The 13,851-nt window shown below is 57.1% G+C and carries 5 protein-coding genes; all 5 read left to right on the plus strand.

The window, feature by feature from the left end; genetic code table 11:
- Window positions 1-6: 6 nt before the first annotated feature.
- The 5 genes from AB4124_RS17380 to AB4124_RS17400 are packed head-to-tail and all read left to right on the plus strand — an operon-like array spanning window position 7 to window position 13,817.
- Entirely contained in the window at window positions 7-879 is an 873-nt protein-coding gene (locus AB4124_RS17380) for a CPBP family intramembrane glutamic endopeptidase (protein ID WP_339264939.1), read from the plus strand.
- 4 nt (window positions 880-883) lie between these two features.
- Complete coding sequence (locus tag AB4124_RS17385) at window positions 884-1,693, plus strand: CPBP family intramembrane glutamic endopeptidase (protein ID WP_441973645.1); 810 nt, start codon at window positions 884-886, stop codon at window positions 1,691-1,693.
- Window positions 1,690-2,493, plus strand: coding sequence for a CPBP family glutamic-type intramembrane protease (locus AB4124_RS17390; protein ID WP_441973646.1), 804 nt, complete (start codon window positions 1,690-1,692; stop codon window positions 2,491-2,493). The genes AB4124_RS17385 and AB4124_RS17390 overlap by 4 nt, the downstream gene beginning before the upstream one ends.
- Before the next feature lie 14 nt (window positions 2,494-2,507).
- A complete protein-coding gene (locus tag AB4124_RS17395) occupies window positions 2,508-12,812 on the plus strand; it encodes an amino acid adenylation domain-containing protein (RefSeq protein WP_441973647.1) in 10,305 nt (3,434 codons plus the stop codon).
- Window positions 12,813-12,845: 33 nt separating this feature from the next.
- Window positions 12,846-13,817 carry a hypothetical protein gene (locus AB4124_RS17400; RefSeq protein WP_441973648.1) on the plus strand — a complete coding sequence of 324 codons (972 nt, stop codon included), beginning with the start codon at window positions 12,846-12,848 and terminating at the stop codon, window positions 13,815-13,817.
- Window positions 13,818-13,851 lie beyond the last annotated feature (34 nt).

The following is a 13,851-nucleotide window of genomic DNA, read 5'->3' on the forward strand; positions in this document are numbered from 1 at the left end:
ATTCCTGTGAAAAAAGTGTTGATCATGATAGGTAATATCGCTCTTTATCTCGGGGTCTTTTATGCGCTGCTCTATCTGCTTCGCTCTACTTACAATTACGAAGTGACGCTGTCCTTCGCCAAGTTTCTGGATCGCAATCCAGCCATGTTTATGGCTGTTCTGTTCACGTTGATTACGCTTGTTTATTTGCTCATCTTTCGTATCAAAGGATGGATATGGCCCCATGCGGAAAAAAATCTGTTTCGCGCGTCGGGCTTTAAACGGCTGAAAGCCTCACGCGTCTTGTTAATGATTGGCTTGGGTCTTGCCGGAAGTTTGTTCAGTATCGGCCTGATCGTCATTGACGATATTGCGCGGCAATTTCCGTCCATTCCCGCGCTTGTCAACGATACGATCAGGGGGGATTCGATCTGGTATGTCATTCTGGGCGCCGGTTTGATCGGCCCGGCCTTTGAAGAAATATTGTTCAGGGGTCTCATTTTCAGCGAGCTTCGCAGGGTTATGCCGGTATATGTGGCCCTGGTGCTGCAAGCCGCAGCATACGCCTACTTCCAGCCGAGCCTGGCGCTTTCGGTCATCAGCATCGGTTCGGGCCTGATTTACGGGTCACTGTATCTGCGCACCGGGTCGCTGTGGGCGCCTATTCTGGTACAGAATACGACCATGGGCACAATCTTTCTGTTTAAATACATCGGGTTCTACGAATGGTTTGGCAAGCTGGGCGATGTTTCGCTGTATATTATTACAGCGCTCTGTCTGGCTGCGTTGATTGGAGGTACCGTCTATGTCTGGCGGACCTCTGGCAGCGGCGGCATCGGCGCACGCGCCGGTCAAGCTCTGACGGCTGACACGCCGTCAGCAGCACAAAAGGGGGGCTGACCGCATGAAGGCGTGGGGAATGATGCTGGCTCGCGTGGCTGTTGTTATCGGCCTGTATTTTGCATGGTTTTTTACCGTAACGACATTATTTTTCGGTTATGTGTACCCCAAAAGCACGTGGTTTGAACAGAACACGGTAACCGTCATTATTTTGAACGATATGGTGGGTTTGCCGCTCATGCTGCTGGCCTGGAGGCTTTTATTCAAAGAAAATCTGTTTAAGGCGGCTAAGTTTCGCGTGATGGGCGGCAAATCAGTAGCGATCGCTTTATGGATCGGGCTTGGAGCCGGCCTGTTTACGGTCGCATTCTCCCGTCTTCCCGCCATTGCATCGGACAAGTACCAGTTCCGCGAATTGTTTGATTACCTGAACCGCGCGGAATGGTATGTATTTCTGGTTTTCCTGATTCTCGGAAATATTTACAAGGAGACGTTGTTCAGAGGCATTCTGATGAATGAGTTCAGACGCGTACTCCCGGTTTGGATCGCAATTGTGATTCAGGGCGTGTTGTATGGGGCGTTGTTCTTTTTCGGAGACATTCCGCTGTCGCTGTACGGTTTTCTCGGCGCGGTTATATTTGCGCTCTTGTATGTCTGGTTTAAATCAATTTGGGCGCCGATTGCCGCGCAAGTCGCCTGTCAGGGCAGCCAATACCTGCTTTGGCATTACGGGCCGGAGACGACGGACGTCACCGTCATGTCGGTTGTGATGGCTGTGGCGGCCGCCATGATTGCGGTTGGCATATTCCTTGCGGTCAAGCATCGCACTTCGATCTCCTCGACGCTGTCTTCCGAGGCGGTGACGCCATTGTGAAGGGACTGCGAATAGCGGGAAATACCGTCTTATATTTGGTCATTTATGCGGCGGTCGTGATGCTTGTCAATCAAGTCCTCTACAACTGGGTCGGCGATCCCGGGCTGAAAGACTGGATCAAAGGCAATTCCGGCATTGTGCTGATTGTATCCAATATCATCGTGCTTGCCGTCTATATTCCACTGCTTCGCTGGCAAAAAATTTCGCTGAAGGATTTAGGATTAGTTCCTGCGCGGGCCGGATCTTTGCTGCTTTCCGCCGGGACAGGCGTCTGGCTCGGCTTGTTTATCAGCGCTTTTACCCGTCTTCCGTGGGTAAAAGCGACCTTTCCTCCCATTTCGGATTTGGTCGCTTTTGTCGCTGGCGGCAGCCTGATCATTTTTGTGTTCGGCAGCTTGCTGCTGGGGTCTTTGCTGGAAGAATGGCTTTTCCGAGGAATGCTGTTCCATACGCTGCGTCAACGTCTTTCGGTTCCGTGGACAGTTCTGCTCCAGGCCGTATTGTTCGGAACGGTATTTATGAATGTGACGGTCGGCGCATTTGCGGCGCTAGGTGCGATCGTATACGGCGCCGTTCGCGCCGGGTCGTATTCGCTTTGGGGGTCGCTTGCGGCTCATGTGTGCAGCACAGGCACTTTGTATATCGTGCTGCAATGGGCGGGCGATTGGCAGTCCGGTACGCTTGGATTACTAGCCCTGATCAGCGGACTCGGCATCGCGGCGCATATGTTGCTGCTGCTGCGCGGGATTGGCGGAAGGGCGGACAAAGAACAGGCCGTAAGCAATTCCATTACTAACTAGGAGGTAAGGGCGCCATGTTTCAACTGGATTTGCTGGATACCAAAAAAGACACATCCGGGCGGAAGGGGCGGAGCGGGGGATCCGTCTCCAATGTTTCCCTCAAGGATATTGCGATTGTCGGGATATCCGCCAAGCTGCCGCGCGCGGAATCGCATGAAGCATTCTGGGAGCTTCTGCGGAGTGGTAAAGATCTGGTAGGCGGGTTTCCGGATTCCCGCAAGGAGGAATTGAAGCCGTATTTGCGCCGCATGGAGGCGCAATACGGCTCCGTTTCCTTTTTTGACGGGGCGTATATCGAAGATATTTCGGGTTTTGACTATTCTTTTTTCCGGCTTTCGCCCAAGGAAGCCTCGCTGATGAGTCCAGCGCAACGCCTGTTCCTGCAGACGGCCTGGGGAGCGCTTGAGAATGCAGGGTACGGCGGAGCTGCGCTGCATGGTTCGCGCACCGGCGTCTTTATGGGCTATAACGGGGACGCGCTGCATGATTACAAGCGAATCATCGAAGCTTTGGACCCGGATGCCTTGTCCATGGCGGCGCCAGGCAATCTGAGCTCCATGATACCGAGCCGGATTTCGTATTTGCTTAATTTGCGCGGACCGGCGATCAGCGTGGACACCGCCTGCTCCTCCTCACTGGTAGCGGTCCATCTGGCATGCCAATCAATTCGCAGCGGTGAATGTGAGGCGGCGATTGCCGGCAGCGTCAAAATTAACGTGCTGCCGCTTGATACCGGTATACGGCTTGGCATCGAGTCAAGCGACAACCGGGCCAGAACATTCGACGACTCGGCAGATGGAACTGGCATTGGCGACGGGGTGATTGCGCTGCTGCTTAAGCCGCTGTCGCGTGCGCAGGAGGACGGCGACCCTATATATGCTGTCATCAAAGGCAGCGCGATGAATCAGGACGGCAGCTCGGTCGGCATTACCGCCCCGAACGCCCTCGCTCAGGAGGACGTCATTGTGCGCGCCTGGCAGGATGCGGACATTGATCCCGAAACCTTGACGTATATGGAGGCTCATGGCACGGGAACCTCGCTGGGTGACCCGATCGAAATCGACGGGCTGACGCGCGCCTTCCGGAGATATACCGATAAGCGGCAATTTTGCGCCATCGGCTCGCTGAAAACCAATATCGGCCATCTCGACCATGCCGCCGGCATTGCAGGGCTGCTCAAAGCGATCCTGTCACTTGTCCACAAGCAGCTTCCGCCAACGCTTCATTATCGCTCGCCCAACCGCAACATTCCGTTTGTGGATTCGCCCGTTTATGTCAATGACGAATTGACGCCATGGGAGACGAACGGCGAAGCAAGAAGATGTGGAGTAAGCGCGTTTGGCATGAGCGGGACCAATTGCCATGTTGTGCTGGAGGAGGCTCCTATCGGTACACCATCGGGTCATTCGGACAGAGCGGAGCTGTTCTGCTTGTCAGCGCACAGCATGACGGCGCTGGAGCGGCTCGTGCTGCTGATGCGGGACTGGGCTCAGGAGCATCGCGGTGATGAGAACCGCAGCCTAGCCGATCTTTGCTACACCTTGGCCGTTGGCCGGGGAGCCCATCGGTATCGCCTGGCGATTGCGGTAAGCGGCTGGGAGGAGCTTGTCCACACCTTGCATTCCGTTGCCGAAAGCGGCCTTAACGGCCTTGCGCTGCCGAACGTCCTTTTCGGGACAGCCGACTCAGCTCCGGTCGGGAATATGAGACAGCAACCCGGTTCAAATGAACGGGAATTGGAAGCGCTGGAGCTGGGCCAACGTTACGTGGGCGGATACGAGATCGACTGGAAGGCAATCTTTCGGGGACAACGCTGCCATCGGCTGCCGCTTCCGACGTATCCGTTCGATGCTTATCGTTGCTGGGTGGAGGAGACGCGGGCTGGAGCAGCGCTTCATATGCCATTTGCGGCCTGGAGCGGATATTCGCTCGGTGGAGATATTCCCGAGGAGCTTGGGCAAGAAATGAACGAGACGTTTGCCAGATGGCAGGCCGTGCTTCAGCGGAGCGGCGGGATGACGAGTCAGAGTCGCCGCGGCGTTACGTTAACCGGGGAGCGCTCCCGCCTGGAATGGGAGCAGCATGTCGCAGATGTTTGGGGAGAGCTACTGGGTTATGACGAATTGCCTGCGAATGCCGGGTTTTATGAGCTAGGCGGAGATTCCATTATTGCGCTCAAAATAGTAAACCGGGTCAGCGAGCTTGTGGGCGTACGCATTCAGGCGGCGGATTTGCTGGGACATGCGGATCTGCCTTCGTTCACAGCGCTGATCGAGCAGCGTCTCAGGGAGAGCGGCGCGGTGACAGCGCAAAGAACAAGCGCAGGGCATGATCGACAAGGGGCAGGCGTTGGGATCGGCGAGAAAGAGGCGAACGGCGGGCAAGCGGTAGCCGGCACCATTGACGGGAAAATGGCGGACGGTACTCGTGACGGGCAAGCGGCGGCTGGAGGTGTTGACGGATCAAGAGTAACCAGAGTGCAGGACGGGCCATTGACCGGCCAAGTGTCCGACTCTTTGTTCGGCGATACGCTGGAGCCGATTCCAAAGGCGGCTCCGCAAGAGCATTATCCGGTTTCATCGCCGCAGAAACGTATGTATTTGCAACAGCAGGCGATGCCGGATGATCGCAGCTATAATTTGCCCGAATTGTTGCACTTGGACGGGGCTATTGATGCAGATCGGCTGGAGGCCGTCCTGCAAGCCATTGTAGAGCGTCACGAAACGCTTCGCACCACCTTCCACGTCATCGACGGAGAGATCAGACAGCGTGTTCACGACGCCATTTCTTTCCGCTTGATTCGCATGGAGGCCGATGAAGCGGAAGCGGACACCGTGCTGCAAAGCTTGTTCCGGCCGTTCAGGCTCGATACGGCTCCGCTGCTCCGCGCAGCTTTGCTGACGCTGGGGCCGGAGCGCCATGTGCTGTTTCTTGATATGCATCATATTGCATCCGATGGCATGTCGGCGGGCATTCTTTTGTCCGACCTGATGACTTTATATCAGGGAGGTTCGCTGCCGCCGCTGCCGCTGCAATACAAGGATTATGCGGTATGGCAGGAGAGCAGACCGCTCTCTGGGAACGCCGAACGGTATTGGCGCGAGCAATGCCGGGAAGACTGGCCGACGCTTGCGCTTCCAACCGATGCCCCGCGGCCGCTCGTCAAAGGCAATCGCGGCGAAACGTTCGACGTCTACGTCGAGGCCGGTTTGACGAAGGCTGTGCACAGCCTAGCGGTCGAATCGGGTACGACTCCGTTTATGGTGCTGCTATCGGCATATTACACGTTCCTCGCCCACTATACAGGGGCCGAGGACATTGCCGTCGGCACGCCGATTGCTGGACGGAACAGGCGCGTGCTAGAAGCGATCGCGGGCATGTTCACCGGCACGCTGGCGCTGCGCGCTTATCCGCGTGCGGACAAGCCGTTCAGAGCCTTTTTGTCCGAAGTGAAAGAGATGGCGACCGGAGCTTACGCCCACGCCGATTATCCATTCGAGGAAATCGCGCAATGGGTGGACAGAAGGGACGCCAGCCGGAGTCCGCTGTTTGACACGATGTTCATCATGCAAAACCTGGGTATTCCAAACGCTTCGTCTGCGGGATTGTCGTATCGTCACCAACGCTTTGAGCATGGCACGGCCAAATACGATTTAATGATTCAGGCTGTGGAAAATGGTGCGGAACTGCGGCTTGTCGTGGAATATAATGCCGATTTGTTTCGCCGCGCGACAGCCGAGCGATTCATGCGGCATTATGTGCAGCTGCTTCGCAGCGTGACGCTCCGTCCCGACGCCACACTTGGCGAAGTGGAGATGCTGACGGAGGAGGAGCGCCTGCACATGCTGGCGTTGGGGAGACGCGAAGCGGACTTCCCGCCGCCGCGCTGTCTGCATGATTGCTTTAAGGAACAGGCGCTGGCCGTTCCGGAACTGCCGGCCGTAGCTTGCGGCGGTGAATCCATGACCTATCGGGAGCTGGATCTCCGTACCGATGCGCTGGCGCGAACCTTGCGCGCCAAAGGTGTGGGACGCAGCAGCGTAATCGGCATCATGGCGGAGCGATCCATTCCCATGCTGACCGCTATGCTCGCCGTTATGAAAGCCGGAGGCGCTTATCTGCCTGTAGATCCGCATTATCCCGAGGAGCGCATCCGCTATATGCTGGAGGACAGCGGCGCGAAGCTGGTATTCGCGGACGGCGCGCGTTCCGCAGCCGCGGCCATCGTGTCGGCCACCTTGCAGGTGCTGGACATTGCGGATGAGACGCTGTTCTCCGGCGGAGACGATGCCGTCGCCGCATGGCCGCCGGACGCCGCTGATCCGATGTATGTCATCTATACCTCCGGTTCTACGGGTCAGCCGAAGGGCGTCATGGTGCCGCACCGCAGCTTTTACAATTTCGGACATTCGCTCAGGACGTTTTTTGACGGACAATACGGCGAGGGAGACAGATGCCTCAGCCTCACCAATATTTCGTTTGACGTCAGCGTAGCGGAGCTGTTTATGCCGCTTATGTTCGGGGCGTGTACGGTACTTTACCCGGAGCCGAAATTGCTTGATCCGCGGCGAATTGCCGAGGTAATTGCGGAAGAGCGGATTACATTTGCTTATTTGCCGCCGTCTTTGCTGAAAGAAGTTGCGCGGCTGCTGGAGCCATCGGCTTCCGCGATTACGCTAGACAAAATGCTCGTTGGGGTAGAGCCGATTAAAGACGAAACGCTGGAGCTGTATACGAAGCTTAATCCCGGGATGCGGATTATTAACGGCTACGGCCCGTCGGAGGCGACGGTCTGCTCCAATATGTACACATACAAGCCGGGTGCTTATCGCGGCGGCTATGTGCCGATTGGCGGGCCGATGCACAATGTCGAAATTTATATATTCGGCTACGGCGGCCAGCTTGCCCCTATCGGTGCAGCCGGGGAACTGTATATTGCCGGCAGCGGACTTGCCGGCGGTTATGTGAACAAGCCGGATATGACAGCCGAACGCTTTTTGCCGCATCCGTACCATGAGGGCCGCTTCATGTATCGAACCGGCGATATCGCAAAGTGGCTGCCGGACGGCAACGCGATGTACGTGGACCGGGTCGACCAACAGGTAAAAATCAGAGGCGTGCGGATTGAAATGAACGAGGTTCGCTCGCAATTGATTTCCCTTCCCGAGGTGGAGGATGCAGTTGTGGTCGCCCGCGAGCAGGCAAGCGGCGACAAGGAGCTGTGCGCGTATGTGGTCGCTTCGGACAAGCTCCCTTCGCGGGAATGGCGAAGAAAGCTGAGAGACAAGCTGCCGGAAGCGATGATACCGGCCTATATCGCGGCGATTGACGCGATACCGCTGACGCTGAACGGGAAAGTGGACCGGCGCGCCTTGCCGGAGCCGGACTTCGGGCTACGGGAGCGGGGAAAGCCGGAGCTGCCGCGAGACGGGATGGAAGAGCGCGTCGCCGCCATTTGGGAGGAAGTGCTGGGAGATACGGCCGGACCAATAGGTATTCACGACGACTTTTTCGAGGTTGGCGGCCATTCCTTGAAGGCTGCCGTGCTGGCGGGCAAGCTGCAGCAGGCGACGGGCACCCTGGTTCCACTTAGCCTGATATTCGAGCTTACCTCCATTGCGGAAATAGCCGCCTGGCTGAAGGAGCGGGACGGTGCCGCTGTGGCGGCCGAGCCGATTCCGAAGGCGGAGCGCCGCGATTGGTATCCGATGTCGCGCGCCCAGCGTCGCCAATATATGATGCAGATGCTGGCCGGAGACGCCACCATGTATCATGTGCCGTTTGCGCTCCGCTTGCAGGGCAGGCTGGATGCGGCGAGGCTGGAAGACGCGTTTACGGCGCTGATCAGCCGCCACGAAAGCTTGCGGACGACCTTCCATATGACTAAGGACGAGTTCAGGCAAATGGTTCATCCACCATATGCGTTCAAACTGGAGGTGCTGGACCCTGCAGCGTTGTACGGTGCCGAAGCACTGCGGGGAGCACTGTCAGACGGCGCCGAGGTGACCAGGCTGATGGAAGTGTTTCAGTGCCCGTTCCATCTGGACAAGGTGCCTCTGCTGCGGGCGGGGCTATTGCGACTGAATGAGGAGGATCATCTGCTGTTGCTGGACGTTCATCACATTATTACAGACGGCGTATCCTCCGGTTTGCTGGTGAATGAGTTGTCGCAGTTGTATGCCGGACAAGCGCTGCCGGAACTGCGAGTGCAATACAGCGATTATGCGGTGTGGCAGGAAGCTGGATTTGCAAATGGCGCATATGAGGAACATAAACAATACTGGATGGAAATCTTCGAAGGCAAGCTTTCTGTGCTGGAGCTGCCGACGGATCGGCCGCGGCCGTCTCTGCCGAGCTATAAGGGCCGCCGCCATTCGTTCCGGCTGGACGCGCGGACAACGGCGGAGGCGCGAAAGCTGGCGCGGGAAGCAAAGACGACACTGTATACGGTGCTGCTGGGCGCTTTTGCCGCGATGCTGGCCAAATACAGCGGGCAGGCCGAAGTGATTGTGGGCACCCCCGCCGCCGGCAGGGAGCATGCCGATACACATGGCATGATCGGCATGTTCGTCAACACGCTGGCACTGCGGACCAGACCGGAAAGAGACAAGACGGTAAGGGCCTATATGGCGGAGCTGCATAATCATGTCGTAGAGGCGCTTTCGCACCAGACGTATCCATTCGAGGAGCTGCTCGAAGAGCTGAAGGCGGATAGGGACAGAAGCCGCAATCCTTTGTTTGACGTTATGTTTGTCTTGCAAAATATGGACCGGACGGTGATGGAAGCTGACGGCCTCGTCTTTGGCGAGATGCCGTTCGAGACGGGGACAAGCAAGTTCGACTTGACACTGGAAGCGGTGGAGCGGGGAGAGGAAATCGAGCTTCAACTGGAATACGCAACGGATTTGTTTTATGAGGAAACCGCGCGCCGCATGGCGGAGAGCTATACCGTACTCGTACGGGAGATGTACAGATCGCAGGGTCGCACGGTCGGCGAGCTTGAGCTGATGAGTGAAAGCGAGCGGGAGCAATTGCTGGCACTGTTGACCGGAGGAGGCACGGTACAGGTCGCTAGCAGAGAGGGGAGCAATGGTAGGATGGAAACTCGAGCCGAGAAAGTCACGACGGACCAGCAAGGAGAGGCGACGGCTTCCTCGCAAGCCACGACGGAATGGACGGGGTTTGTCCAGGAGGTGGAGCGCCAGGCGGCGCGCACGCCGGATGCGGCGGCGATTCAATTCGGCACGGAGACGGTGACGTACGCCGAGCTGAACGAACGCGCGAATCGGCTTGCCCATTCCTTGCGGGCGAAGGGTGTGGGGCCTGAGCGCATTGTCGCACTGATGGCGTCCCGCAGCCCGCTGCTGCTTGTCGCCATTTTGGGGATTCTGAAAGCCGGAGGCGTATATGTTGCCATTGATCCCGCTTATCCGAAAGAGAGGATCGACTGGATGCTTGAGGATTGCGGCGAAGCGCTTTTGCTGACGGAAAAAGCATATGCAGGAGTCGTAACGAGAGCCGTTGCCGAGTGGTATCTGGACGATCCGGAGCTGTATGCGGCTGACAGAGGCAATCCGGAGTTAGTCCATAAGCCGGACCATTTGGCGTATGTGCTGTATACGTCGGGCTCGACCGGGCGTCCCAAAGGAGTGATGATCGAGCATCGCGGGCTAGCGCATTTCATCAGCGGCTTCCGAGAACGGATTCCGTTTGAGAAGGGCCAGAGCATCCTGGCGATGGCATCGGTCTCCTTTGATATTTTTGTCGTTGAAAATCTGCTTCCGCTCACGCTGGGTATGCGGATTGTACTCGCGAGCGAAGAGGAACGGGGCGACGCTGCCTTGCTGCAAGGCCTGATCGACACGCACGGCATCGATGTGTTGCAAATTACGCCGTCGCGCTTCAAATGGTGGATGAACCAGCGAGGCGAAACGGACGGTTTGCAACAGCTGCGTATTTTGATGATCGGGGCGGAGCCGCTCACGGCCGATGTGCTCGGCAGGCTGCGCGCCGCTACCGGAGCCAGATTGTTTAATTTGTACGGTCCGACGGAGACGACGGTGTGGACCTCAATTCGGGAAGTGACCGAAGGCGAGGAGATTTCGATCGGTACGCCGATCGAAGGTTCCCTCATGATGGTGCTTGACGAAGGACTGAAGCTGCAGCCGACAGGCGTGACGGGCGAAATTTGCATCGGCGGGCCGGGCGTCGGGCGCGGGTATCTCAGCCATCCCGAATGGGATGTCGCTTTTGTGCTGAATCCGTATGCGCCGGGCGAACGCATGTATCGCACGGGCGACCTTGGGCGCAGGCTTGAAAATGGCGAGTTCGCCTACGCGGGACGCCGCGATTTCCAGGTAAAAATCAGGGGCCACCGGATTGAAATCGGTGAAATTGAGCAGTTGCTGCTTCGCCATGAGCAGGTGAAGGAAACGATCGTTACCGCATTTGAGGAAGAGGATGGGGAATATGCGCTTTGCGCGTATGTCGTCATGTTGAACGTCGCAGCAGCAGATGCAGAGCAAGACGACGCCACGCCATCCGGCCGATTGACCGCGCAGCTGCGCGAATTTCTCGGGGACAAGCTGCCTTCTTATATGGTTCCGGCCTTCATGGTCGTTCTGGATGCGATTCCGCTTACGCCAACGGGCAAAATCGACAGAAGGGCGCTGCCGGCTCCGGGACCAGCCGACACTGGCACACGAGAGCTTGTTCCACTGTCGACGGATACCGAGCGCAAGCTGGCGGAGATTTGGAAGGAACTGCTCGGTACGGATGCGATCAGCGCCAAGGACAGCTTTTTCGATCTTGGCGGCCATTCCCTGAAGGCGGCGGGCATGATCAGCCGCATTGCGGAACGCTTTGGCATCCAAATGCCGCTGCGTGATATTTTTATGAACCCTACGCTTGAAGGTTTAGCGGCCCATCTGGACACTAGCGGAACCGTGGCGGCCGCACGCATTCCGAAGCAGCCGGAGCGCGAGCATTACCCGATGTCGAGGGCGCAGCGCCGCCAATTTATGATGGGGCTGATCTCGAGCGAGGCAACGATCTACCATGTGCCGTTCGCCGTGTATATGCAAGGCAAGCTCGATGTGGAGCGATTGGAGGAAGCTTTCCTTGCAATAATGCGCCGCCATGAATCGCTCCGAACGACGTTCCATCACGAGGAGGACGAGTTCCGCCAGCGCGTGCATGCGGAGCCGGTATTTACGCTGGAGCAGGGTGCCAGGCTGAGAATGGCGGCGGGCAAGCTGCTTGCGGAAGGCGGAGACGAAGGATTATTCGGCGGCATCAGCGCGCTGATGGAGCGCTTTATCCGTCCGTTTGATCTCGGCAGTCTCCCGCTGTTCCGTGCCGGATTAATTCCGCTTGGCGAGGAGCGCCATTTGCTGCTGCTGGACTTGCATCATATTATTACCGACGGCGTTTCCGTCAGCGTCCTGCTGCAGGAACTGACCACTTTGTACGGCGGCGGCGAGCTGCCAGAGCTGGATATCCAGTACCGGGATTACACGGTATGGCAAGAAGAACAAATCGGCAGCGAGGCCTATATGGGGCATGAGCGCTACTGGCTGGAGGCGTTCGAAGGGGAACTGCCAACGCTGGAGCTCAAGACTTCCTTGCCAAGACCGGAACTGCAAATCTTCAAGGGCAGTCTGATCAACTTCAGACTGGATGAGGAGCTGACGCTCCAGATCAAGGCGTTTGCGCGCGAGCGCGGCACGACGTTGTACACCGTTCTACTCGGGGCTTATGCGATGCTGCTGAGTAAATGGAGCGGTGACGAGGATATCATTATCGGCACACCGGTAGCAGGCCGCAATCATGCGCAGCTGGAAGGGCTGATCGGGATGTTCGTCAATACGGTCGCGATTCGCAGCTTCCCGGAATCGTACCGGACCGTTGGCGACTATTTGACCGAGCTGCATGAGGATGTGCTGCGGGCGCTGGAACACCAGAATTACCCGTTTGAGGATTTGGTGCAAAAGCTGGGAATCGAACAGGACCGCAGCCGCAACCCGCTGTTCGATACGATGTTTATTTTGCAAAATATCGATCGCGTCGCTTACCGTTCGGGCGGCATTGACTTCGATCCCAAGGAATTCGATCCGGGCGTCAGCAAATTCGATTTGACGCTTGAAGCGGCGGAGCGGGATGGCAAGATCGGCTTTACGCTGGAATATGCGACAAGTCTTTTTCGCGAAGAAAATGCCTGGGCGCTGGCGGATGATTATACGGCGATCATACACGCGCTGGTCGAAGACGGAGCAAAGAAAAAAATCAGTGCTGTGCTTGCGGCAAGCAAGCTTGCTTGAACCAAAATTCTGAGCCTAAGGGGGCGGCGAACCATGAAGCTGTCGATGAAAAGGAAACCGTTTAACGAGTTTTGGATGAACTGCATGCTGAACCAGGCCTTTTCCATAGCGGTGTCCGAGGATCCCAGCTACAGGGATGCGGCGTATTTGAACATTTACCGGTACTTTCCTTGGGAGGCTGCAACCGACAAAGACTTCCGCTATCCGACTATTGACACGCTCTATTATATGGACGATCCGGCCAGATTCCCGCTGTCGCAGGTGATCCGCTATATCGAGCCCGGTCATTTCCGCAGCATGGAGACGGTGCCGGATGAAATCAGGGCGATGCTGGAGGGCGGACGCAACTTGAGCGTAAACGTCGATTTGTATGACTGGCTGCCGGGCAGTATGGCCTGGAAAAGGTTCCATTGGTATCATTATTCGCTGTTTAACGGATACGACAAGGAGCGCGGCGTCTTCTACGTCATTGACGATACGCTTGCCGGCTACGAGGAGCACGAGGTGCCGGAGGAAAGGCTGCTCAAGGCGTACGGCAACTCGGAATACAACGTGAACCCGAGCTATTTGGGGCCTGCCTTCTACGTATACAACTTGCAGGAAAAAATTCAGCCCTACGAGTTGAAGCTGACTGAAGTGGTGGAAAATGCGGAGCGGCTGGCGAGGGAGCTTGGCGAGTTCTCCATAGAGGGCATGTGGAATGTAGATTCCGACCCGGAGAAGAAGCAAGCTCATTTGACCTATGGCCTTGTCGGCGTCAACATCATTTGCAACCGGCATATCGCCAACACGTCGCTGCTCCGCTCCATGCGGGAGAAGGGGCTGATCGGCGAAGCGCTGCATGAGTCGCTGTCCGGTCAGCTTGGCGCAGTGAGGGACGGATGGGATCTGGTGAAGGACCGCTTTGTGACGGGGGACTTCGAACGCGGCAGAGAGCTGGCGCTCGCGGACGATTTGTTCGCGAAGGAAAAAACGTTCTGGACCACGCTTGTCGCCAGCGCGTAAAAGCCGCTTGCGTCAACATGTTACCCGGGAGGCG

Origin of the sequence: Paenibacillus sp. 2KB_20 (assembly GCF_052115765.1) — a bacterium.
Classification (GTDB): domain Bacteria; phylum Bacillota; class Bacilli; order Paenibacillales; family Paenibacillaceae; genus Paenibacillus_AQ.